This is a genomic window from Agromyces bracchium (genome assembly GCF_009709675.1).
Lineage (GTDB): Bacteria > Actinomycetota > Actinomycetes > Actinomycetales > Microbacteriaceae > Agromyces > Agromyces bracchium.
The window spans coordinates 66458-89354 of sequence record NZ_WMLB01000019.1 but is presented as its reverse complement, the minus strand read 5'-3'; the positions used below and the strand labels follow the sequence as shown (position 1 = coordinate 89354).

The 22897-nt window shown below is 70.5% G+C and carries 22 protein-coding genes and 2 tRNA genes; 19 read left to right on the top strand and 5 right to left on the bottom strand.

Annotation, left to right across the window (positions count from 1 at the left end; all coding sequences use genetic code 11):
• Positions 1 to 28: 28 nt before the first annotated feature.
• Complete coding sequence (locus GJ743_RS07700; RefSeq protein WP_328288921.1) at positions 29 to 775, bottom strand: SDR family oxidoreductase; 747 nt, start codon at positions 773 to 775, stop codon at positions 29 to 31.
• Between the two features lie 126 nt (positions 776 to 901).
• Between GJ743_RS07700 and recO the strand changes: the two genes are divergently transcribed.
• The 4 genes from recO (at position 902) to GJ743_RS19965 (ending at position 3306) form a co-directional block, all read left to right on the top strand.
• Complete coding sequence (recO, locus tag GJ743_RS07695) at positions 902 to 1639, top strand: DNA repair protein RecO (RefSeq protein WP_328288920.1); 738 nt, start codon at positions 902 to 904, stop codon at positions 1637 to 1639.
• On the top strand, positions 1636 to 2457 hold the full coding sequence (locus GJ743_RS07690; RefSeq protein WP_328288919.1) for an isoprenyl transferase: 822 nt from the start codon (positions 1636 to 1638) through the stop codon (positions 2455 to 2457). Before recO ends, GJ743_RS07690 begins: the two co-directional genes overlap by 4 nt.
• Positions 2458 to 2521: 64 nt before the next feature.
• The gene (locus GJ743_RS07685) at positions 2522 to 3187 is read left to right on the top strand and encodes a DsbA family oxidoreductase (RefSeq protein ID WP_328288918.1); all 666 of its coding nucleotides are present in this window, start codon (positions 2522 to 2524) and stop codon (positions 3185 to 3187) included.
• Positions 3184 to 3306 (top strand): hypothetical protein, encoded by a 123-nt coding sequence (locus tag GJ743_RS19965; protein ID WP_268865789.1) that lies wholly within the window; start codon positions 3184 to 3186, stop codon positions 3304 to 3306. The genes GJ743_RS07685 and GJ743_RS19965 overlap by 4 nt, the downstream gene beginning before the upstream one ends.
• 338 nt (positions 3307 to 3644) lie before the next feature.
• Here GJ743_RS19965 and GJ743_RS07680 read toward each other — a convergent pair whose 3' ends face one another.
• On the bottom strand, positions 3645 to 4130 hold the full coding sequence (locus tag GJ743_RS07680) for an aminoacyl-tRNA deacylase (RefSeq protein WP_155051308.1): 486 nt from the start codon (positions 4128 to 4130) through the stop codon (positions 3645 to 3647).
• A 93-nt stretch (positions 4131 to 4223) separates the two neighbouring features.
• On the opposite strand from GJ743_RS07680, the gene dusB reads away from it, so the two are divergent.
• From dusB to GJ743_RS07620, 12 genes are all read left to right on the top strand, one after another.
• Complete coding sequence (dusB, locus tag GJ743_RS07675; protein ID WP_155051307.1) at positions 4224 to 5378, top strand: tRNA dihydrouridine synthase DusB; 1155 nt, start codon at positions 4224 to 4226, stop codon at positions 5376 to 5378.
• 4 nt (positions 5379 to 5382) lie between these two features.
• Positions 5383 to 6642, top strand: a complete 1260-nt coding sequence (locus tag GJ743_RS07670; RefSeq protein WP_328288917.1) for a deoxyguanosinetriphosphate triphosphohydrolase — start codon at positions 5383 to 5385, stop codon at positions 6640 to 6642.
• A 48-nt stretch (positions 6643 to 6690) separates the two neighbouring features.
• Positions 6691 to 8748: a DNA primase gene (gene dnaG / locus GJ743_RS07665; RefSeq protein ID WP_155051306.1), complete on the top strand. Its 2058-nt coding sequence runs from the start codon at positions 6691 to 6693 to the stop codon at positions 8746 to 8748.
• 215 nt (positions 8749 to 8963) lie between these two features.
• Positions 8964 to 10598, top strand: a complete 1635-nt coding sequence (locus GJ743_RS07660) for an ABC transporter substrate-binding protein (protein ID WP_155051305.1) — start codon at positions 8964 to 8966, stop codon at positions 10596 to 10598.
• An 86-nt stretch (positions 10599 to 10684) separates the two neighbouring features.
• The gene (locus GJ743_RS07655; protein ID WP_155051304.1) at positions 10685 to 11776 is read left to right on the top strand and encodes an ABC transporter permease; all 1092 of its coding nucleotides are present in this window, start codon (positions 10685 to 10687) and stop codon (positions 11774 to 11776) included.
• 1 nt (position 11777) lies between these two features.
• A complete protein-coding gene (locus GJ743_RS07650) occupies positions 11778 to 12848 on the top strand; it encodes an ABC transporter permease (RefSeq protein ID WP_155051303.1) in 1071 nt (356 codons plus the stop codon).
• Positions 12845 to 14539, top strand: coding sequence for an ABC transporter ATP-binding protein (locus GJ743_RS07645; protein ID WP_155051302.1), 1695 nt, complete (start codon positions 12845 to 12847; stop codon positions 14537 to 14539). Before GJ743_RS07650 ends, GJ743_RS07645 begins: the two co-directional genes overlap by 4 nt.
• Positions 14536 to 15402: an ATP-binding cassette domain-containing protein gene (locus GJ743_RS07640; RefSeq protein ID WP_155051301.1), complete on the top strand. Its 867-nt coding sequence runs from the start codon at positions 14536 to 14538 to the stop codon at positions 15400 to 15402. Before GJ743_RS07645 ends, GJ743_RS07640 begins: the two co-directional genes overlap by 4 nt.
• 86 nt (positions 15403 to 15488) lie before the next feature.
• The gene (locus tag GJ743_RS07635; protein ID WP_155051300.1) at positions 15489 to 16424 is read left to right on the top strand and encodes a D-isomer specific 2-hydroxyacid dehydrogenase family protein; all 936 of its coding nucleotides are present in this window, start codon (positions 15489 to 15491) and stop codon (positions 16422 to 16424) included.
• A gap of 71 nt (positions 16425 to 16495) precedes the next feature.
• A tRNA-Asn gene (locus GJ743_RS07630) sits at positions 16496 to 16568 on the top strand.
• Positions 16569 to 16662: 94 nt separating this feature from the next.
• Complete coding sequence (locus tag GJ743_RS07625) at positions 16663 to 17370, top strand: AzlC family ABC transporter permease (protein WP_328288916.1); 708 nt, start codon at positions 16663 to 16665, stop codon at positions 17368 to 17370.
• The gene (locus tag GJ743_RS07620) at positions 17367 to 17672 is read left to right on the top strand and encodes an AzlD domain-containing protein (RefSeq protein ID WP_155051298.1); all 306 of its coding nucleotides are present in this window, start codon (positions 17367 to 17369) and stop codon (positions 17670 to 17672) included. The genes GJ743_RS07625 and GJ743_RS07620 overlap by 4 nt, the downstream gene beginning before the upstream one ends.
• A 49-nt stretch (positions 17673 to 17721) precedes the next feature.
• Here the strand turns inward: GJ743_RS07620 and def are convergent, their stop codons facing one another.
• The gene (gene def, locus GJ743_RS07615) at positions 17722 to 18288 is read right to left on the bottom strand and encodes a peptide deformylase (protein ID WP_155051297.1); all 567 of its coding nucleotides are present in this window, start codon (positions 18286 to 18288) and stop codon (positions 17722 to 17724) included.
• 40 nt (positions 18289 to 18328) lie between these two features.
• Between def and GJ743_RS07610 the strand changes: the two genes are divergently transcribed.
• The 3 genes from GJ743_RS07610 to GJ743_RS07600 all read left to right on the top strand — a co-directional run bounded on the left by GJ743_RS07610 (position 18329) and on the right by GJ743_RS07600 (position 20770).
• Positions 18329 to 19246: a DMT family transporter gene (locus GJ743_RS07610; protein WP_328288915.1), complete on the top strand. Its 918-nt coding sequence runs from the start codon at positions 18329 to 18331 to the stop codon at positions 19244 to 19246.
• A 198-nt stretch (positions 19247 to 19444) separates the two neighbouring features.
• Positions 19445 to 20686 carry a glycosyltransferase gene (locus GJ743_RS07605; RefSeq protein WP_328288914.1) on the top strand — a complete coding sequence of 414 codons (1242 nt, stop codon included), beginning with the start codon at positions 19445 to 19447 and terminating at the stop codon, positions 20684 to 20686.
• A gap of 10 nt (positions 20687 to 20696) precedes the next feature.
• Positions 20697 to 20770, top strand: a tRNA-Ile gene (locus GJ743_RS07600).
• Positions 20771 to 21375: 605 nt separating this feature from the next.
• On the opposite strand, the gene GJ743_RS07595 is transcribed toward GJ743_RS07600, so the two are convergent.
• Positions 21376 to 21657, bottom strand: coding sequence for a hypothetical protein (locus GJ743_RS07595; RefSeq protein WP_155051296.1), 282 nt, complete (start codon positions 21655 to 21657; stop codon positions 21376 to 21378).
• 730 nt (positions 21658 to 22387) lie between these two features.
• A complete protein-coding gene (locus tag GJ743_RS07590) occupies positions 22388 to 22894 on the bottom strand; it encodes a hypothetical protein (protein WP_155051295.1) in 507 nt (168 codons plus the stop codon).
• Positions 22895 to 22897 lie beyond the last annotated feature (3 nt).

Here is a 22897-nt window from a genome sequence, read left to right as displayed (position 1 = left end):
TCTACCACGACGGATGCCGCGGCTCGCGTCAGCGCGCGCGGGCGAGGTACTGCTCGAACGTGACGCCTCCGTAGGGCTCGCCGGGGACGAGGTTCGCGCCCGATCGGAACGCCTCGAACCGGGTGCCGGGGAGTCGGAACGCGGCCGTCGGCCGCCGCGAGCCGCGCGCCGCCAGCCACGCCCTGGCGAGGTCACGTGCCGTGCGCACCTCCGGTCCGCCGATGTCGGGCGCGATGCCGAGCACATCCTCGTCGAGGAGCTCGATGAGCCGCTTCGCGACGTCGTCGACCGAGATCGGCTGGAACGAGAAGGCCGGCGCGAACACCACGGGGGAGAAGCGCTGCACGCGGAACAGGGTCGCGACGAAGTCGTGGAACTGCGTCGCGCGGAGGGTCGTCCAGCGCAGGCGCGATTCGGCGATGATCCGCTCGGAGGCGCGCTTTCCGCCGTAGTACGCGAGCGGGATGCGGTCGATGCCGACGATCGAGGAGTACAGGATGCGCGGGCGGCCCTCGTGCTCGGCGGCGCGGACGAGCCGCCGCGTGATCTCGGTGTCGTCGCGGCTCGTCGTGGCGAGGTGCATCACGGCGCCGACCCCCTCGAGCGCCGCCTCGACGCCCTCGCCGGTCTCGAGGTCGCCGCGAATCGTGTCGGGCGCACCGGAACGGCTGAGCACTCGGACGTCGTCGCCGCGCGCCCGGAGCTGCCGCACCACGGCGCGGCCGAGCGTGCCGGTGCCCCCGGTGACGAGGACTGGTGCGGACGGCGCGGTCACCCGACCATTCTGCATCGCCGCCGACGCTCCCGTCGCACCGTGGGCCGAGGCATCCGTCATCGCACGGGCTCGCCCGCGCGGCGCGGTCGCGGACCGGGGGAGGGCGGTCGGTGGGAGAATCGACGGGTGCCCGTGTATCGAGATGACGCCGTCGTGCTGCGCACCCACAAGCTGGGCGAGGCCGACCGGATCGTCACGCTCCTCACGCGTCGGCACGGCAAGATCCGGGCGGTCGCGCGCGGCGTCCGGCGGACGGCGTCGAAGTTCGGGTCGCGGCTCGAACCGTTCATGGTCGCCGACCTCCAGCTGTACGAGGGCCGCACGCTCGACGTGATCACGCAGGCCGAGTCGATCGGCGCGTACGGCGCCGAGATCAGCCAGGACTACGCCGCCTACACCGCCGCGAACGCGATGGTCGAGGCCGCCGACCGGCTGACCGAGGCCGAGGGCTCGCTGCAGCAGTACCTGCTGCTCGTCGGCGCCCTCCGCTCGCTGTCGCGGCGCGAGCACGGGCCCGACCTCACGCTCGACTCGTACTTGCTGCGCGCGCTGGCGATCGCCGGCTGGGCGCCGAGCTTCGAGGACTGCTCCCGGTGCGGCGCGCCAGGGCCGCACACGGCCGTCGTGGTGCAGCTCGGCGGCGTGGTCTGCGACGCGTGCGCCCCGCCCGGCACCGCGCGGATCGCGCCCAGCACCGTCGACCTGCTCGGCGCGCTGCTCGCCGGCGACTGGGAGGTCGCCGAGGCGGCCTCGCAGCGCGACCGCGGACAGGCGAGCGGTATCGTCGCGGCGTACGCCCAATGGCATCTCGAGCGCGGCCTGCGCTCCCTCTCCCACGTCTCCCGAGGAACGGCTCCAGAGTGACCCCCAAGCCCTACACCCACAAGGACGCGGTGCCCTACCGCCCGCTCGACTGGACCGGCCTCACCCCGCCCGCGTTTCCGAAGGGCGCGGTGCCCGAGCACGTCGCGATCGTCATGGACGGCAACGGCCGCTGGGCGAACCGGCAGGGCCTCACGCGCATCGAGGGGCACAAGGCCGGCGAGGAGGTGCTGCTCGACGTCGTCGCGGGCGCCATCCAGGCGGGCGTGAAGCACCTCTCCGTCTACGCGTTCTCGACCGAGAACTGGAAGCGCTCGCCCGACGAGGTGCGCTTCCTCATGGGCTACAACCGCGACGTGCTGCACCGCCGCCGCGACCAGCTCAACGAGTGGGACGTGCGCATCAGGTGGGCCGGTCGCCGGCCGCGGCTCTGGAAGTCGGTCATCGACGAGCTGCAGGTCGCCGAGCGGCTGACCGCCGGCAACACGGGCCTGCAGTTCACGATGTGCGTGAACTACGGCGGCCGCAACGAGCTCGTCGACGCGGTCCGCGCGATCGCCGACGACGTCGCCGCCGGCCGCATCCGCCCGTCGGCCGTCTCCGAGAAGCTCATCGAGCGGCACCTCTACGTGCCCGACATGCCCGACGTCGACCTGTTCGTCCGCAGCTCGGGGGAGCAGCGCACGTCGAACTTCCTCCTCTGGCAGTCGGCGTACGCCGAGATGGTGTTCCTCGACACGCTCTGGCCCGACTTCGGCCGCACCGAACTCTGGAAGGCGATCGAGCTCTACGCGTCGCGCAACCGCCGCTTCGGCGGCGCGGTCGACGCGCCGACCGCCGCGGCGCCTGAGGGCCTGTAGCCGTTCGAGCGCGATTCGTGCCGTTCGGGGAATACGCGCGCCGAAGCATCCGTTCGCATACATCGTGAGTTCCCCCATCAAGATCGACATCTGGTCCGACATCGCGTGCCCCTGGTGCTACATCGGCAAGCGCCACCTCGAGGCCGGGATCGCCGCGCTCGGCGAGGACGCCCCCGAGGTCGAGATCGAGTACCACTCGTTCGAGCTCTCGCCCGATACCCCGCTCGACTTCGAGGGCTCGACGACCGAGTACCTCTCGAAGGCGAAGGGACTGCCCCTCGACCGCGTCGAGCAGATGCTCGAGCACGTGACCGGCGTCGCCGCGCAGGCCGGGCTCGAGTACCACTTCGAGACCGTCGCGCACACGAAGACGCTGAAGGGCCACGAGCTGCTCCACCTCGCGAAGGCGCACGGCGCGCAGCTCGAGATGAAGGAGCGCCTGCTCAAGGCGTACTTCACCGAGGGCGGCCGCGTGAACCGCATCGACGAGCTCGTCGGCTGGGCCGACGAGCTCGGCATCGACGCCGACGAGGCGCGCGAGGCGCTCGAGTCGGGCCGGTACGCCGACGACGTGCAGGCCGACATCGCGCAGGCGCGGGCCTACGGCATCCAGGGCGTGCCCTTCTTCGTGTTCGAGGGCAAGTACGGCGTCTCGGGCGCCCAGCCCGCCGAGGTCTTCGCCAACGTGCTCACGCAGGTCGCGGGCGAGCAGGATGGGGCCGCGGCGTGAGCAGCGACCGGGCGACGGATGCCGCGCCCTCGCCGTTCACGATGATCTCCGGCGATCCCGGTGCCCTGGTCTGCGAGGGCGACGTGTGCGTGGTTCCCCCGGTGAACGCGCCCCGGTGAACGAGCCCCGGTGAACGAGCCCCGGTGATCGAGTTGCGAGCGAATTGAGATCACCTCACCCGACTCGTCACGTGTGTCGCGCTCCTCGACCACCCGAGCCGCAGCGGCGCAGGAGATGCTCCGGCCGGGGTGACTCCTGAATCCGAGGACGCTCGCCGCGCTCGGTGACCGCGTCCTTCGATTCAGGAGTCGACGAGCACGACGGACTCCCGCTCGGTGAGGCCGCCCACCGCGTCGTTCGATTCAGGCGCCGACGAGCACGACTGCCTCCCGCTCGGTGAGGCCGCCATGCCCAGCCGCGTACTCAGGGCGCGCTTCGCGCTCCTCGACCACCTGCCTCATTCGGGGTCGCTGATGTCGGCGACGGTAGCGTCGAGTGCGCGGATGAGCGCATCGGCGTCGACGAACAGGCTGCGGCCGTGCTCGCCCGCGCCCATCGAGACGCGGCGGCCGACGATGGTCTCGTCGGCGACGACCGGCCACTCGATGCTCGAGCCGAGCGGCGTGATCGTGCCGCGTTCGTAGCCCGTCGCGGCGAGCGCGAGCGAGGCGTCGGGCAACTGGAGCTTGTTCACCGCGAGGAGTGCGCGGAGCTTCGGCCAGCTGATCTTCCGGCCGCCGGGCACCAGCGCGAAGACGTAGGTGTCGTCGCTGCGCTTGACGACGAGTGACTTGACGATGTCGGCGGGTTCGATGCCGAGGAGCTCGGCGGCCTCTTCGAGGCTGCGCGCCGCGGGGCGCTCGATCACCTCGATGTCGAGGCCGCGCGCCGAGGCATCCGCTTGCACCCGCTCGACACCCGCCAACCCGGCGAAGCGCGTCATGCCGTCCTCCCCACTGCCGTCCTGCCCGCATCCTATGCGCCGCTGCCGCGAGCCCGGGCAGATCCGGCTCGCCGTCTGGGAGAATCGATGACGATGCCAACGACCACGACCCCCGCCCGCCCGCTCACGATCGGCGGCCTCGACCTCGAGGTGCCGGTCGTGCTCGCACCCATGGCGGGCATCACGAACACGGCGTTCCGCCGGCTCTGCCGCGAGTTCGGCGCCGGCCTGTACGTCTCCGAGATGATCACGAGCCGCGCACTCGTCGAACGCACGCCCGAGTCGATGCGGCTCATCACGCACCACGAGTCCGAGACGCCGCGATCGATCCAGCTCTACGGGGTCGACCCGAAGACCGTCTCCGAGGCGGTGACGATGCTCGTCGCGGAGGACCGCGCCGACCACATCGACCTGAACTTCGGATGCCCCGTGCCGAAGGTCACCCGCAAGGGCGGGGGAGCGGCGTTGCCGTGGAAGTCCGGCCTGTTCCGCGACATCGTCGAGGGCGCCGTCAAGGCGGCCGGCGACATCCCGCTCACGGTCAAGATGCGCAAGGGCATCGACGCCGACCACCTCACCTACCTCGAGGCGGGTCGCATCGCCGAGGGCGCGGGCGTGGCTTCGATCGCACTGCACGCGCGCACCGCGAGCGAGTTCTACTCGGGCCACGCCGACTGGCCCGCCATCGCGAAGCTGAAGGAGGCCGTCACGAGCGTGCCCGTGCTCGGCAACGGCGACATCTGGTCGGCCGACGACGCCCTGCGCATGGTCGACGAGACCGGGTGCGACGGCGTCGTGGTGGGGCGCGGATGCCTCGGGCGCCCGTGGCTCTTCGGCGACCTCGCCGCGGCCTTCCGCGGCGAAGAGGCCAAGGCCGAGCCGTCGCTCGGCGACGTCGCGCGAACCTTCCGCCGTCACGCGGAGCTGCTGACCGAGTTCTTCGACAGCGAGGAGCGCGGCTGCCGCGACATCCGCAAGCACGTCGCCTGGTACTTCAAGGGCTACCCGGTCGGCGGCGACCTGCGCGCGAAGCTCGCGACGGTCGACACGCTCGCGCACCTCGACGACCTGCTCGGCACGCTCGACTGGTCGATGCCGTACCCGGGCGAGGGCGCGGAGGGGCCGCGCGGCCGCGCCGGCACGCCGAAGAACCCGTCGCTGCCCGACGGCTGGCTCGACTCGCAAGACCTCGCGGGCCACGACCGGGCGACCCTCGTCGACGCCGAACTCGACACGAGCGGCGGCTGAGCGCGTGCGCGATCGACTCTTCGGCGGCTACGACGAGGCCGACGCCGAGCGCTTCCTGCCCGAGCAGCACGAGAACCGCCGCCGCAGCGACTTCGCACGCGACCGCGCGCGCCTGCTGCACTCGAGCGCGCTCCGACGCCTCGCGGCGAAGACGCAGGTGCTGAGCCCCACCTCCGGGCTCGACTTCGCGCGCAACCGACTCACCCACTCGCTCGAGGTCGCGCAGGTCGGCCGCGAGCTCGCCGGCAGCCTGGGCCTCGACCCCGACGTGGTCGACACGGCGTGCCTCGCGCACGACCTCGGGCATCCGCCGTTCGGCCACAACGGCGAGAGGGCAATGAATGCCTGGGCGGCCGACATCGGCGGCTTCGAAGGCAACGCGCAGACCCTGCGGATCCTCACCCGCCTCGAGCCCAAGGTCTTCTCGCCCGACGGCCGTTCTCTGGGGCTCAACCTCACACGTGCGAGCCTCGACGCGAGCTGCAAGTACCCCTGGCCGGAGCGCTCGGGCGTCGGCGACCCCAGCGGCCGCACCAAGTTCGGCTTCTACGCCGACGACGCCGACGTGTTCGAGTGGATGCGTCGCGGCGCCCCCGAGCGCCGGCTCTGCATCGAGGCGCAGGTCATGGACCTCTCCGACGACATCGCGTACTCGGTGCACGACTTCGAGGATGCGATCGTCGGCGGCTACATCGACGTCGCCGCCCTCGGCCGCCGCGTCGACCACGACGAGCTCGTCGACGCGATGGTCGAGTGGATCGGAGGCGCGTTCGGCCACGACGAGCTCATCGCCGCGTTCGATCGACTCGACTCGCTCGACGTCTGGATCTCGGAGTGGACGGGCAGCCGCCGCGAACAGGCCGCGCTGAAGAACCTCACGAGCCAGCTCATCGGCCGGTTCGCGCACGCGGCGACCGAAGCCACCCGGGCGCACCACCCGGTCGCGAGCCTCATCCGGTTCGACGCCGACGTCGTCGTGCCGCGATCGATCCAGGCCGAGATCGCCGTGCTGAAGGGCATCGTGGCGGCGTTCGTGATGTCGAGGAACACGCGCCAGCCCATCTACTCGCAGCAGCGGCAGGTGCTCGCCGCCCTCGCCGACGCGCTCTGGGAGACGGGCGACGAGCACCTCGACGCGGGCTTCGCCGAAGACTGGCGGGCGGCGACGGACGACGCGGCACGTCGCCGCGTCGTGGTCGACCAGGTCGCGAGCCTCACCGACCAGTCCGCGCTGTCGTGGTACGAACGGCTCGTGCAGCGATGACGCGCGTGCGGGGCCGCCGGGCGGCATCCGCGGAATAGGATTGACGACATGGCGGGCCGTATTCGACAGAGCGATGTCGAAGAGGTCAAGGCCCGCACGAACATCGCCGACATCGTCGGCGAGCACGTCTCCCTGAAATCGGCCGGCGTCGGCTCGATGAAGGGGCTCTGCCCGTTCCACGACGAGCGCAGCCCGAGCTTCCACGTGCGCCCCCAGCTCGGCTTCTACCACTGCTTCGGCTGCGGCGAATCGGGCGACGTCTACACGTTCCTGCAGCGCATGGACCACGTGACCTTCACCGAGGCCGTCGAGCGCCTCGCCGGCCGCATCGGCTACGAACTGCACTACGAAGACGGCGGTGGGCCGGCCGAGGGCGCGGGCAACCGCGCGCGGCTTCTCGCCGCGAACCGGGCCGCCGAGGAGTTCTTCCTCGAGCAGCTCGGCACGCCGGAGGCCGAGGTCGGGCGGAGGTTCCTCGGCGAACGGGGCTTCGACGCCGAGGCCGCCCGCCACTTCGGCGTCGGCTTCGCGCCGAAGAGCTGGGAGACGCTCACGAAGCACCTGCGGGGCAAGGGCTTCACGACGGAGGAGCTCGCCGCGTCGGGACTCGTCTCGCAGGGCGACCGCGGCGTCTACGACCGCTTCCGCGGCCGGCTCATCTGGCCGATCCGCGACGTGACCGGGCAGACCGTCGGGTTCGGCGCCCGGAAGCTCCTCGAGGACGACCCGGGCCCGAAGTACCTCAACACCCCTGAGACGGCCGTCTACCACAAGGCGCAGGTGCTCTACGGGCTCGACCTCGCCAAGCGCGAGATCTCGAAGACGCATCGCGTCGTCGTGGTCGAGGGCTACACCGACGTGATGGCGTGCCACCTCGCGGGCGTGACGACCGCGATCGCCACGTGCGGCACCGCCTTCGGCGTCGACCACATCAAGGTGCTCCGGCGCGTGCTCGGCGACGACTCGGGTGTCGGCGAGGTCGTGTTCACGTTCGACGGCGACGCCGCCGGCCAGAAGGCCGCGATGCGGGCGTTCGCCGAGGAGCGGCGGTTCGCGGCGCAGACCTTCGTCGCCGTCGCGCCCGACGGGCTCGACCCGTGCGACCTACGGCTCGCACGCGGCGACGGCGCCGTCCGGTCGCTCGTCGAGACGAAGACGCCGATGTTCGAGTTTGTGATCCGCACGACGCTCGCCCGCTTCGACCTCGAGACCGTCGAGGGGCGCGTCGCGGCGCTCCGCGCGGCGGCACCGATCGTCGCCGAGATCCGCGATCCGGCGCTGCGGCCCGGGTACACGCGGGAGCTCGCGCGCATGCTCGGCATGGAACTCGAGGAGGTCGGGCGGGCGGTCCGCGCCGCGGGGGCGCGACCGCGCGACGGCGAACGCGGGCGCGACGGCGATCGGGACCGCCGCGGCGAGCGGAGCCAGGGCGATCGACGCCCCGACGAACCGGGGCGGCAGGGGAGCACGGGCCAGGATGGGCGCCCGACGGGTCGACCCGACGACGCACGACCCGACGCGTACGTGCCGGCTGGAGCAACGGGTCCGTCCGAGGGCGGCGCGGGCGCGGCATCCGACCGGCCGTTCTCGATCACGATGCTGCCGAACGACCCGGCGACCCGCCTCGAGCGCGACGCCCTGCAGGTCATGCTGCAGTACCCCGAACTCGTCGGCGACGACCTGCTGCGCCACGGCGTCGACTGCCGGTTCGGCAACGGCACGCTCGCCGTGGTGCGCGACGGCATCGCGTCGGTGCTCGCCGCGGCATCCGTCGCCTCGACCTCGCCGGGCGAGGTCCCGGTGTCGTCGGCGGTGGCCGTCCGGCCGGTGACCGTCGACCGCGTCGTCGCCGAGGTTCCGCCGCCGTTCGGGTCGATCGTGCAGCAGCTCGCCGTGCTCCCCGTGCCGCAGCGCGGCGACGCCGAGCTCACGGCCTACGTCCGCGGCGTGGTCGGCGCACTGGTCGATCGCGAACTGCTGCGCCAGAAGCAGGAACTGCTCGGCCGACTGCAGCGCACCGACCCGGCCGACACGGCGACGTACACGATGATCCAGCGGGCGCTCGTCGACCTCGAGCGCGAGAGACGGGCGCTGCGCGGCGACTGACCACGAGTCCGAGGGCGGATCGACCGGCTGCGGATCCGAGGACTGCTCATCGTGTGCAGCTCGTCGCCCCGGCAAGGTTGCAGATCGGTCACATTCGGGCCCCGATGGCCCCCGCTCCGGGTGTCACCACCAGCCGCCTGTGCTAGCTCTGGGAGATACACGATCGCGACGCGGCGAACCCGCGCGCGCTCACCGACAGGAAGAGGTAGACGGATATGGCATCCGCATCCACGAACCGCCGGCGCGGCCTCGCGCTCGCCGCGGGCTTCTCCGCCGCCGCGCTCGCCCTCGCGGGCTGCTCCGCGGGCGGCGACGACGAGGGGTCGACCGGTGGCGGCACGCTCACCATCGGCACCACCGAGCAGATCACCGCGCTCGACCCGGCCGGCTCGTACGACAACGGCTCCTTCGCCGTCATGAACCAGGTCTACCCGTTCCTGATGAACACGCCCTACGGCAGCCCCGACGTCGAGCCCGACATCGCGGAGTCGGCGGAGTTCACCTCCGAGAACGAGTACACGGTGACCCTCAAGGAGGGCCTGACCTTCGCCAACGGCAACGAGCTCACCTCGTCCGATGTGAAGTTCACCTTCGACCGCCAGGTCGCGATCGCCGACCCGAACGGCCCGTCGTCGCTGCTCTACAACCTCGAGAGCGTCGAGGCGCCCGACGACCTCACCGTCGTCTTCACGCTGAAGTCGCCGAACGACCAGATCTTCCCGCTGATCCTCTCGAGCCCGGCCGGTCCGATCGTCGACGAAGAGGTCTTCGCCGCCGACGCGCTGACGTCGGACGACGACATCGTCGCGGGCGAGCCGTTCGCCGGCCAGTACACGATCACGAGCTACGACTTCAACAACCTCGTGGCGTACAAGGCCAACCCCGACTACGCGGGCATCCTCGGCGAGGCGAAGACCGACACGGTCAACGTCAAGTACTACACCGACGCGTCGAACCTGAAGCTCGACGTCCAGGAGGGCAACATCGACGTCGCGCACCGCACGCTCAGCGCGACCGACATCGAGGACCTCCGCGGCAACGACAACGTCAAGGTCGTCGACGGCCCCGGCGGCGAGATCCGCTACCTCGTGTTCAACTTCAACACGATGCCGTTCGGTGCGACCACGGCCGAGGCCGACCCGGCGAAGGCCCTCGCGGTGCGCCAGGCGATCGCCGACCTCATCGACCGCGACGCGATCTCGGAGGACGTGTACAAGGGCACCTTCACGCCGCTGTACTCGTACGTCCCCGAGGGGCTCACGGGCGCGAACGAGGCGCTGAAGGACCAGTACGGCGACGGCTCGGGCCAGCCCGACGCCGACATGGCCGCGCAGCGTCTGGAGGAGGCCGGCATCGAGACGCCGGTCGACATCTCGATCCAGTACGTCGCCGAGCGCTACGGCCCGTCCTCGTCCGACGAGTACGCGATCATCAAGGACAACCTCGAGGCGAGCGGCCTGTTCACCGTGAACCTGCAGTCGACCGAGTGGGTCCAGTACTCCGACGACCGTGTCGCCGACCTGTACCCGGCCTACCAGCTCGGCTGGTTCCCGGACTACTCCGACGCCGACAACTACCTGTCGCCGTTCTTCCTCACGGAGAACTTCCTCGCCAACCACTACGAGAACCCCGAGGTCAACGACCTCATCCTCGAGCAGTCGGTGACCGGCGACCCCGACGCGCGCGCCGCGCTCATCGGTGAGATCCAGGACAAGGTGGCCGCCGACCTTTCGACCATCCCGTACATGCAGGGTGCGCAGATCGCGGTCGTGGGCGCCGACGTCGAAGGTGCCGAAGACACCCTCGACGCGTCGTTCAAGTTCCGCTACGCGGCGCTCTCGAAGGGCTGAGTCCCGACTAGAGTCGTCGCAGCACGACGACGGGGGCGATCTGCTACCGCGGGTCGCCCCCGTCTCCCTGCACCCGTGAGGAACCAATGAGCACTGTTGACACTGCGCCGTCATCCGAGGCGCCGGCCGCGGCCCGACCCAGGCCCAAAGCCGCGGGAGGTGGGTTCGGGCGCTACCTGCTCATCCGCTTCCTGCTGATCTTCCCGACCATCTTCATCCTCGTCACCGTCGTCTTCTTCCTGGCGCGCACGACGGGCGACCCGATCACCGCCGCCCAGGGCGGACGACTCGGCCCCGAGGCGCTCGCAGAGCTGCGCGCGGCCGCGGGCTACGACCGGCCCCTGATCGTGCAGTACCTCGAGTACCTCGCCCAGCTCGCGACCGGCGACTTCGGCCAGACCCTGACCACGAACCGGCCCGTGATCGAGGTGCTGACCACCTACGGTCCGGCGACCTTCGAGCTGGTGTTCTACTCGCTCATCGTCGCGTTCGCCGTGGGCGTGCCCCTCGGCCTGTACGCCGCCTACCACCGCGACAAGGCCCAGGACGCGATCGCCCGCGTGCTCGCGATCATCTGGTACGCGGTGCCGATCTTCTTCGCCGGCCTCCTGCTCAAGCTCATCTTCGCGGTGTGGCTCAAGTGGCTTCCCGTCGCGGGCCGCGCCAGCGTCAGCGCGGAACTCCAGATGCAGACGCTGCCGGACCCGACCGGCTTCTACACGATCGACGCGATCCGCACCGGCAACCCGGAGGTCCTCGTCGACGTGCTCGCGCACGCGGTGCTGCCGGCCATCGCCCTCGGGCTGCTCACCGCGGGCATCTTCCTCCGACTGGTGCGGACCAACGTCATCGGCACGCTCGCCACCGACTACGTGGACGCCGCCCGCTCGCGGGGCGTCGCCGAGTCGCGGCTGCTGCGCAAGCACGCGTACCGCCCCGCGCTCATCCCGATCATCACCGTGATGGGCCTCCAGATCGCGCTCCTGCTCGCGGGCGCGGTCCTCACCGAGACGACGTTCGAATGGAAGGGACTCGGCTTCATCCTCGCCGAGTTCCTCGAGTCCCGCGACTTCGCCGCGGTGCAGGGCATCGTCGTGCTGCTCGCCGTGATCGTCGCGCTCACGAACTTCGTCGTCGACGTGATCGCGGCGTTCATCGACCCGCGAGTGAGGTACTGACATGGCCGTCGCCGTCTCTTCGCGCCCCGGACACCGCTGGCGCGACCGCATCCCCGTCGTCCACCAGGTGCGCCAGAGCGTCGGGCTCCAGCGGGGCATGCTCGTCGCGGGCCTGCTCATGCTCCTCGTCTTCGTGCTGTGCGCGATCTTCGCACCGCTGCTCGCGCCGTACGGGTTCGCGCAGCGCGCCGACGCCTCCGGCGGCTTCGGAACGCAGCAGCCGCCGTCCGCAGCACACCCGTTCGGCACGACCGTCGGGGGCTACGACGTGCTCTCGCGGGTCATCTGGGGTACGCAGACCGCCATCCTGGTGATCATCGTCGCCGTCGTCCTCGCGATCTTCATCGGCGTCGCGCTCGGGCTGTACTCCGGCTACTTCGGCGGATGGCTCGACCGGATCCTCGTCGTCGTCTTCGACGCGATCTACGCCTTCCCGTCGCTCCTGCTCGCCATCGTGCTCTCGATCGTGATCTCGGGCGGGCAGTCGAACCTCTGGGGCGGCGTACTCGCCGCGGCCGGCTCGATCACGGTCGTCTTCATCCCGCAGTACTTCCGCGTGATCCGCGCGGAGACCGTGCGGATCAAGGCGGAGGCGTACGTCGAGTCGGCGAAGGTCCTGGGCGCACCGAACCGCCGCATCGTGTTCCGGCACGTGTTCCGGAACGCCACGCGCACCCTGCCGCTCATCATCACGCTGAACTCCTCCGAGGCGATCCTCACGCTTGCGGCGCTCGGCTTCCTCGGCTTCGGCATCGAGCCGACCGCGGCGGCGGAGTGGGGCTACGACCTGAACAAGGCGCAGTCGGATGTCACGAGCGGCATCTGGTGGACCGCGCTCTTCCCCGGCCTCGCGATCGTGTTCACGGTCCTCGCGATCACGCTCGTGGGCGAGAGCCTCAACGACCTCGCCGACCCGCGCCTGCGCGGGCGGCGGCGGGTCGCGCAGGCGGCGGGCGAGGTCGCCGAGACCTCGGTCGTGCCGGGCGGCACCCTCGACGCGGGTCCGGGAGGGCTCGCGGGCCTCGAAGACGGGGAGACGTTCGACGAGCACGGGATCGAGGTCAAGCGATGAGCACGGTGGTCGACATCAGGAACCTCGGCGTGTCCTTCTCGACGGACGCCGGCGCGGTCAAGGCCGTCGACGACGTGAGCCTGTCGGTCGAGCGCGGCGAGGTGCTCGCCATCGTCGGCGAGTCCGGCTCCGGCAAGACGGTGACCGCGAAGACGATCCTCGGGCTGCTGCCCGAGACCGCGACGACGAGCGGCGCCGTGGTCCTCTCGAACCGTGCGGGCACGGGCGAGCACGACGTGATCTCGCTGACCGGCGCCCAGCTCCGAGGCATCCGGGGCACCGACGTCGCCATGGTGTTCCAGGAGCCCTCGACCGCGCTGAACCCGGTCTACACGGTCGGCTGGCAGATCATGGAGGGCCTGCGCGCGCACGGCCAGGTCTCGAAGGCGGATGCCCGGAAGCGCGCGATCGAGATCCTCGGCCGGGTCGGCATCCCCGACCCGGAGCATCGCGTCGATCACTACCCGCACCAGTTCTCGGGCGGGCAGAAGCAGCGCATCGTCATCGCCATGGCGCTCGTACTCGAGCCGGGCCTCATCGTGGCCGACGAGCCGACGACCGCGCTCGACGTGACCGTGCAGGCCGAGATCCTCGACCTGCTGCGACGCGTGCGCGACGAGTTCGGCACGGCGATCGTGCTCATCACGCACAACATGGGCGTCGTCGCCGACCTCGCCGACCGCGTCGCGGTGATGTACCAGGGCAAGGTCGTCGAGGAGGCGCCGGCGCGCGAGCTCTTCGCCGACCCGAAGGCCGACTACACGAAGGCGCTGCTCGCGGCCGTGCCGTACGTCGGCCACGGCGTCGCCCGCGCGGCGGAGCGGGCCGCGGCCCGCCCGGCCGACTGGGCGGAGCAGACCCCGGTCGTCGAGGCGCGAGGGCTCGAGATCGAGTACCCGGGCCGGTTCGGCCGTGCGGGCTTCCGCGCCGTCGACGGCGTCGACCTCGTGATCCGGCCCGGCGAGGTGCTCGGCCTCGTCGGCGAGTCCGGATCCGGCAAGACCACGATCGGCCGCGCGATCGCGGGGCTCACGAGGGTCACGGGCGGTTCGCTGAAGGTGCTCGGCCACGAGATGCTCGGCATCCGCGAACGGCGGTTCCGGCCGACCCGCAGCCGCATCGGCTTCGTGTTCCAGGACCCGGCGTCGAGCTTCAACCCGCTGCTCACGATCGCGGAGTGCGTCGCAGAACCCCTCGTGATCCACGACCGCGCGGTCGACGCGCGCGATGCGCGGCCCCGCGTGAACGAGCTGCTCGAGGCGGTGCAGCTGCCGGCCTCCTACGGCGACCGGTACCCGCACGAGCTCTCGGGCGGCCAGCGGCAGCGCGCGAGCCTCGCCCGGGCGATCGCGCTCGAGCCCGAGCTGCTCATCGCCGACGAACCGACGTCGGCGCTCGACGTGTCGGTGCAAGCGCGCGTCCTCGAGCTCTTCGCCGAGCTGCAGCGCGAGTTCGGGTTCGCGTCGCTGTTCATCAGCCACGACCTCGCGGTCGTCGACCTGCTCGCCGACCGCATCGCGGTGCTCTACCACGGTCGCCTCGTCGAGGAGGGGACCGGTGCGGAGGTGCTCGGCGCGCCCGCGGACCCGTACACGCAGCGACTGCTCGCGTCCCTGCCCGTTCCCGACCCGGTCGCACAGGCGGAGCGACGCGAGGAGCTCCGCCGACTCCGCGAGGAGGCCGCGCGATGAGCCGCGACGCGGCGCACGGCTACCCGGTGGTGGTCAGCGACCTGTCGGTCGAGTATCCCGGGCGGGGGCCGAGCGCCGCGCACGTCGCGCTGCACGGGGTGAACCTTCGGGTCGCGCCCGGCGAGGTCGTCGGCGTGATCGGCTCGGCGGGCAGCGGCGCCTCGACGCTCGCTCGGGTGCTCTCAGGTGCCGCGTTCGAGCCGACCCTCGCGAGCGGCGAGGTCCGCCCCGTCATCACGGGCGGCGGGGCGATGGTGCTCGGCACGCCGCTGCGCGGCGTCTCGAAGCGAAAGCTCAACGCGCTGCGGTTCCACGTCGGGTACCTCGCGCAGGACGCCGCCGCGCGCCTGCCCGCCGACCGGACCGTCGCCGAGATCATCGGCGAACCGATCCTGGAACGCGACCACCGGTACAACCGGGCGGCGCTCGCCACGCGCGTCGCGACGATGCTCGACTCGGTGCGACTGCCGCTCGGCATGCTGGAGAAGTTCCCGTACGAGCTGAGCGGTGGGCAGCGCCAGCGCGTGGCACTGGCACGTGCGCTCGTCCTCGGCCCGAAGCTCCTCATCGCCGACCAGCCGACGGCGGGCATCGACCTCACGGTGCGCGATGCCGTCGCGGGGCTCTTCACCGAGCTCCGCGCCGGCCACACGTTCTCGGCGATCGTGATCTCGCACGACCTCCCGGTGCTGCGCCGGGTGGCCGACCGGATCGCCGTGCTCGACCGGGGCGAGCTCGTCGCCGACGGCACGATGGAGGCGGTGCTCGACGACCCGCTGCACCCGTACGTCAAGGCGCTCGCGGGCGCGATCGACGACGGGCACGCCGTGACCGACGACGTGTCCTCCGACGGGCAGCAGTGACCACGGCGGGCGACCCCAGAGCCCGCCACGAGCCGGTCGCCGGTGCACCGGGCAGCAGACTCCCGGGCGCAGCACCCACGCACGGCATGCCTCCGGAGGTCGGCCCGATCGCGATCGTCCCCGACGCCGACCGGGCGTTCGTCGACGCCGCCACCGCCTCCGGCGGGCGCGTCGAGCCCCTGTCGGCCGCGACGCGCGGGCTGGTCTGGACGAGCTCGGCCGAGGCGGAGCGCCTCGAGCGGATCCTCGCCGAGCATCCCGCGATCTCGTGGGTGCAGCTGCCGTGGGCCGGGGTCGACGCGTTCGCCGACCTCCTCGCGCGTCACCGCGACGACGGCCGCACGTGGACGAGCGCGAAGGGCGCCTACGCGCAGCCCGTCGCCGAGCACGCGCTCGGCCTCGCGCTCGGAGTGCTCCGGGAGTTCCCGCGGCGCGTGCGAGCGACCGGGTGGGAGGTCGACGAGCGCGGACGCAGCCTCTACGGCGCCGAGGTCGTGATCGTCGGTGCCGGCGGCATCGCCGTCGAACTGCTGCACCTCCTGGCGCCCTTCCGCGTGCGCACGACCGTCGTGCGACGAGCGGATGCCGCGGTGCCCGGCGCGACCCGGACCGTCACGACCGACCGCCTCGCCGACGTGCTCGGCACCGCCGAGGTCGTGTTCGTCGTCGCCGCCCTCACCGAGGAGACCCGCGGCATCGTCGGCGCGGCCGAGCTGTCGGCGCTCCCCGCCCACGCGGTCCTCGTGAACGTCGCCCGCGGGGGACTGGTGGACACCGACGCGCTCGTCACGGCGCTCGAGTCGGGACGGCTCGGCGGTGCCGGGCTCGACGTCACCGACCCCGAACCGCTGCCCGCGGGGCATCCGCTCTGGAACGCGCCGAACTGCCTCATCACGCCGCACGTCGCCGACACCGAAGCCATGACGGTGCCGCTGTTCGCACGGCGGATCGCGGTCAACGTCGCCGCGTTCGTCGGCGGCACGGCGTTCGACGGGCGCATCGACCTCGACGCCGGATACTGACGGCAGCTGAGCCCGGCTCGGATTGGGAGTCCGGCGCTCGCTTTGCTACAGTATCTCTGCGCCCAGCGTGATCCTCCATAGCTCAATTGGCAGAGCAATCGGCTGTTAACCGATAGGTTCTTGGTTCGAGTCCAAGTGGGGGAGCTTCCCCGGCCCGGACCATCAGGTTCGGGCCGTTCTCGTTCCCGGGTGCCCTCCGATTTGCGCGCAGGCGCCGACTGCGGGTCAACTGGGAGTCGTGCCCGAATCCGACGTCGACGCCTCGATCCGCGGTGCGCGACGCGACGGCATCGCCGTGGGGCTCGCGACCGCCGCGTACGGCATCTCGTTCGGCGCGCTCTCGGTCGCGTCGGGCCTCGACGTCTGGCAGACCTGCTTCCTCAGCCTGCTGATGTTCACGGGCGGCTCGCAGTTCGCGCTCGTCGGCGTGCTCGGCGCGGGCGGGGTGGCCGCAGGCGGCTCGGCGATCGCAGCGGCCGCGCTGCTCGGCGTGCGGAACGTCGTCTACGGCATGCGCATGCGCCCGGTCGTGGGCGACCACGGGCTCGCCCACCGGATCGCGGCCGCCTGGCTCACGATCGACGAGTCGACGGCCGTCGCGCTCGCGCAGACGAACGAGCGCGCGGCGCGCGTCGGCTTCTGGGTGACCGGCCTCGCGATCTTCGTCGGGTGGAACCTCACCACGCTCCTCGGCGCGCTCATCGGCGATGCGCTCGGCGACACCCGCGCGTACGGGCTCGACGCCGCGGCCGCCGCCGCCTTCCTCGGGCTGCTCTGGCCGCGCCTCAAGCGCGTGCAGGCAGGGGCGACGGCGGTGCTCGCGGCAGTCGTGGCGACGGTCGCGACGCCCGTCCTCACCCCGGGCCTCCCGGTGCTCGTCGCGGCCGTCGTCGCGCTCGTCGTCGGCTGGTTCGACCTCTTCCGAAGGCGGGAGGCCGTGCGATGACCGTCTGGCACGTCATCCTGCTCGCGACCGCGGCGACGCTCGCGCTGAAGCTCGCCGGGCACCTCGTGCCCGCGTCGTTCCTCGAGCGCGAGCGACCCGCGCGCATCGCCGACCTGCTCACGGTCGCCCTCCTGGCGGCGCTCATCGCCGTGCAGACGCTCGCGGTCGGCCAGACGCTCGTCGTCGACGCACGCGTGCCGGCGCTCGTCGTCGCCGCGGCCCTCTACGCCGTGCGCACGCCCTTCATCGTCGTGGTCGCGGTGGCCGCCCTCGTGGCGGCCGGCATCCGCCTCTTCGTCTGAACGGCTGCGAGTCGGCGCCGCGTCGATCGAGGCGAGCGGATGCCGCGGCTCACGCCTCGAGGTCGTCGACGCCCGGCATCCAGCTCGAACCCGGCCGGCCCCAGCCGCGCTTGCGCGTGATCTTCTGGACGATGCGCTGGTCGTGGTCGTCGAGCCGGTCCATGTAGAGCACGCCGTCGAGGTGGTCGTACTCGTGCTGGAAGATGCGGGCGAGCCATCCGTCGGCGACGATCTCGAACGGTTCGCCCTCGAGGTCGGTCGCGCGCAGGATGGCGCGTTCCGCGCGTCGGAGCGCGAAGCGCTCGCCCGGGAACGACAGGCACCCCTCCGACTCGTCGTCCTCGTCGGGCATGCCCGGCACGGGCGGCGAGATCCACAACTCCGGGTTGATCGCCACGCCCCGCCACTCGCGGTCGTCCTCGTCCGTCCACCCGAAGGTGAACAGGCGGAGCGGGACGCCGACCTGCGGGCCGGCGAGACCCACGCCGGGCGCGGCATCCATCGTCTCGAACATGTCGCGCACCAGGGTGCGGATCTCGTCGTCGATGGTCTCGACCGGCGAGGCCGGCGCATGGAGCACGGGGTCGCCCGTGATTCGGATCGGGAGCACGGCCATTCGCCAAGGATATCGGCGGGGCAGCCGGTAGGGTCGAGGGGTGGATCCGGACCTCAGCGAACTCACCGAGCTGATCCCGCTCGATCCGACGCAGTTCATCGGCATCCCGCTCGCGCTCGTCGGGGCGGTCTTCCTGTCGCTCGGGGCCCAGTTCCAGCATCGCGGCGTGGTCAAGGTCGAGGCGAACACGGCCGACACCCTCGGCAAGGGGCTGAACGGCAAGCAGCTCGCGCTGCTGCTCGCGCGCCCCTCGTGGGTGCTCGGCACCCTCATGCTCGGGCTCGCGATCGTCTTCCAGCTCTCGAGCCTCTACTTCGCGCCGCTCATCGTGGTGCAGCCGCTCGGCGCGCTGGCGCTCGTGATCACCTCGATCCTGAACTCCCGCATCAACAAGGTGAAGCTGAACCGCAAGTCGATCATCGCGATCGTGATGTGCGTCGGCGGCGTATTCGTCTTCGTCGGCGTGGCGGCCTTCACGGCCGTCGACAAGCCGGTGCAGGCGCGCCAGCTCGTCACCATCCTGATCATCCTGCTCGTGGTGCTCGCCGCAGCGGCGATCACGTTCGCGCTGTTCCGCCGTCGCATCCGCGCGATCTTCTACGTCCTCATGGCGGGCGTGCTCTACGGGTTCGTGGCCACGCTGGCGAAGGTCGTGCTCTCGCGGGTCGACCAGGGCGAGTTCGACTGGCTGACGTTCCTCTGCGTGATCGCGCTGCTCGCGGCGACCGGACTCGGCGCGTACTTCGTGCAGAACGCGTACGCGAGTGGTCCGCCCGACCTCGTGATCGCCGGGCTCACCGTCGTCGACCCGATGGTCGCGGTGCTCATCGGCATCGCGGTGCTCGGCGAGGCGTCGCAGGCGCCGCCGTGGGCGATCGCGGTGTTCGTCGTGACCGGCGCCGTGGCGATCTGGGGCGTGTTCCTCCTGGCGAAGAACCATCCGCAGACCAGGCTCTGACGGCGCACCGCCGCCGAGCCGCGGATGCGCCCACGCCTGCTCATCCGAGCAGCGCTCGGCGCGTGAGATCGGCGCTGCGCCGCAGCCTCTCGTACACTAGGGTCGGATGAACCCCGCCCACGCGGCCAGTCTTCACCCCCCGACGGGCCAGGTATTCGGCCCCGACCCCGTTCCACGAACAGCGAGGTACAGCACCACGTGTCCGACTCATCGAGCGTGTCCGCCGATCCCGGCGCGGAGCGCCCGCTCCGGATCCTGATCGGCGCCGACACCTTCGCGCCCGACGTCAACGGAGCCGCGCGCTTCGCCGAGCGGCTCGCCGCCGGACTCGTCGAGCGCGGTCACGACGTGCACATCGTTGCCCCCGCCGCGAGCCGCAAGCACGGCACGTGGAAGGAGGTCCACGAGGGGCAGGAACTCACGGCGCACCGCCTGCTGAGCTGGCGCTGGTACCCGCACGACTGGCTGCGCTTCGCGCTGCCGTGGCGGATCAAGCAGAACAGTGCACGCATCCTCGACGAGGTGAAGCCCGACGTCGTGCACTTCCAGTCGCACATCGTGGTCGGTCGCGGCCTCTCGATCGAGGCCGCGAAGCGCGGCATCCGCATCGTCGGCACCAACCACTTCATGCCCGAGAACATGCTCGAGTTCACGCTGATCCCGAAGGCGTGGCAGGACTGGGCCGTCGGTCTCGCCTGGAAGGCCGCTCGGCGCACGTTCGGGCGGGCCGAGTCCGTCACGACGCCCACGCGTCGCGCCGCCGACTTCCTCGAGAAGTACACCGGCCTCCGCGGCGTGCACGCCATCTCGTGCGGCATCGACGCGCACAAGTACTCGCCGAACTGGGAGCCGCGCACCGAGAACCGCATCGTCTTCGTCGGCCGAGTCACCGGCGAGAAGCAGATCGACGTGCTCCTGCGGGCCGTGACGCTGCTGCCGGCCGAACTCGACGTGAAGGTCGACGTCGTCGGCGGCGGCGACCAGAAGCGCAACCTCGAGCACCTCGCCGTCGAGCTCGGCATCGCCGACCGCGTCACCTTCACCGGCTACGTCACCGACGAAGAGCTCCGCGAGGCGTACCACCGGGCCTCGGTGCTCGCGATGCCCTCGATCGCCGAGCTGCAGAGCATCGTCACCATGGAGGCCATGGCCTCGGCGCTGCCCGTCGTCGCCGCCAACGCGATGGCCCTGCCGCACCTCGTGCACCACGGCGAGAACGGCTACCTGTTCGAGCCGGGCGACCCGAAGGACCTCGCCGACAAGCTCCGCACCGTGCTCGAGGCCACGCCCGACGACTACAACGCCCTCAAGGCGCAATCGCTCAAGCTCATCAAGGCCCACGACATCACCCGCACGCTCGACACGTTCGAGAGTCTGTATCGTGGTCAGCGCGTGACCGATCCGGTCACCGAGTCGATCCCGGTCATCGTTCCCGACTGAGATCGCTCACGGGGCGGTAGCTCAGCCGGTTAGAGCAGTGGACTCATAATCCATCGGTCACGGGTTCAAGTCCCGTCCGCCCTACCTCGAGATGTGCCGCCGTTGATCGGGGACCCTAGATTCGAACCTGTGACATTCCTACGCCCTAACTTGGGTTCAAGTCCCTCGTTAGGCGCGGAAGTCTCCCTTGATCTGGGAGTGTCATTGGACTCGGGCTAGCCGGAGAGCGCACGCCGCGCACGTTTATTCACCCCTGATCGCATCGCGATCCATGCCCGGGCACATGTCGACGTCGCCTGACGTCGAGACGGCGTCCGAGGCGTAGCCGTCGCGTTCCTCGGCTTGCTTGTGGAAGCCGAGAAACCCGAGATCGGCTCATTTCGGTGGGACAAGAGTTCGACGCGATGCGTGACATCCGATGAAGACAGGAACGGGCAACGGCAGCCCAACGAGGCAGCCCTGACTAGTCCGGGCGGATCGCTGTAACGGAGCTCGGAGCTCGCGGAAGGGGAGCGCCTGCTCGAGCGAGGCGTCGCGTCGCCTTAGAACGGTATGGCTATCGCTGGGCCGATCGGATGTCGAGCATCGCGGCGTAAAGGTCCGACCTTGAGGCTGGAAACTCGACCCGGCGACCGCGACCGCGCATGCCATGTCTGAGACTGGGCTTGGGCTGACACCGACGAATCGGCCTAGACGCGCGGATAGTCGTCCCCGTCGAGCCTCGGGTAATCGGCGTTCTCGTCGCCAATGGCAGTGTCCCCGCCCGGGTAGCCGTCGTCACCGATGGCGGTCTCACCGCCTGCGTCCTCGTCATCGCCGATCGAGGTCTTGTTACCGCCGTAGCCGTCGTCACCGATTGCGGTCTCGCCGGGCGGGTATTCAGGCGGGCGGTTAGGAGTTGCGTTCAGCTTGTCCATGCTGTCGCCTATGCCGTCCCACATTTTGTCTGGGTCGAACTTCATCTCTGCCACTGCGACCACCTCATTCCGAGCGCACCTTGGCGTCGCCCCAATGCCGATTATCGTCGCGCGGGCGCCAATTGCCTACGATCGACCGTCAGGACCGCTTGTCAGAGTGGGTAGTGAATCGGGACCATGGCCACCGGTGTCGACGACGGTTGAATTTCGGGCCGATGCGACGGCATGTATTCCAGCAGTCATCGCAGGGGGCGATTCTCGGAGGCTAGCAAAGCCTGGAAGAGGTCGTGCGGTGCGCGATCGTCGCCCGGTAGTCGCACCTCGTGGTCCGCATCGATGCGCCGCGACTCAGGTCGCGAGAGATCGTGCACGGGTCGCGCCCGAGGAACTCGGCTCATGCCGAGGCGGCGGCTCATCGCCGAGCAGATCCATCGGTCACGGGTTCAAGTCCGGTCCGCCCTGCCGAAGCGCGGCTGATCAGATATTTCGGACCGATCCTGGGCTCGAGTTTGGGTCGGAGTTGGCCCCGCTTCCCCACAGAATCTGGAGCTGCTCGCCCTGCCAATCAGAGGATAGGGGCGTTTCCGATCTTGGCTTGGGGCCCCTGGGCCGCCGGGATGTCCATAGCCATGGCCCTGAACACCATTCAACGACCGTCGGCTGCGACTGGCACGGCGGAATCCAACTCCGAGGTGCCAATTTACTTGAGGGTTTGATCGCCCCTCGCTCGTCGGGTACGACCCCGGCGCGCCAACATCTCGATGGGGGCCCCTTCGGGTCCCCTCTAGTCGAGATGCTTCACCCACTCGGAGAAGTTCCTCGTGGGGATCGTGCCGTAGCGCCAATGTCTGAGCACGACGGTGAGGTCGCGGTGAGCCGACTTCAGGATGTCTCCCCGCTTGGTCAGATCGGGCTCATCAATGAGAGCTCTGGACAGGCGTTGCACGCGTTCGACGATCCAGTCGGCTACATATTCGTCGCTGGTATCGATGTACCAGATCGCCTCACTCACACGCATCACGAACACGTTTACGACCGCGGTAAGTTTGGGGACATCACCCGAGCTTGCCGCCTCGGCTGCCCGCGCGAAGATGGCGGAGAGCCGTTCGAAAGCCTCGTCCTGGGCCCTTTGCCGCTCGCCTTTCCGTACGGCGTTCCGTTGAAGCCAGAACAGCACGATCACACCGGCGAGAGCGAGTAGCGACGCAAAGATCGTGCCCGCCAGTGCAATCCATGGAGTCAGATCGGTAGCGCCGACTTGGAGAGGAGAAGGGCTTGGTGTCGGCGGCATGCG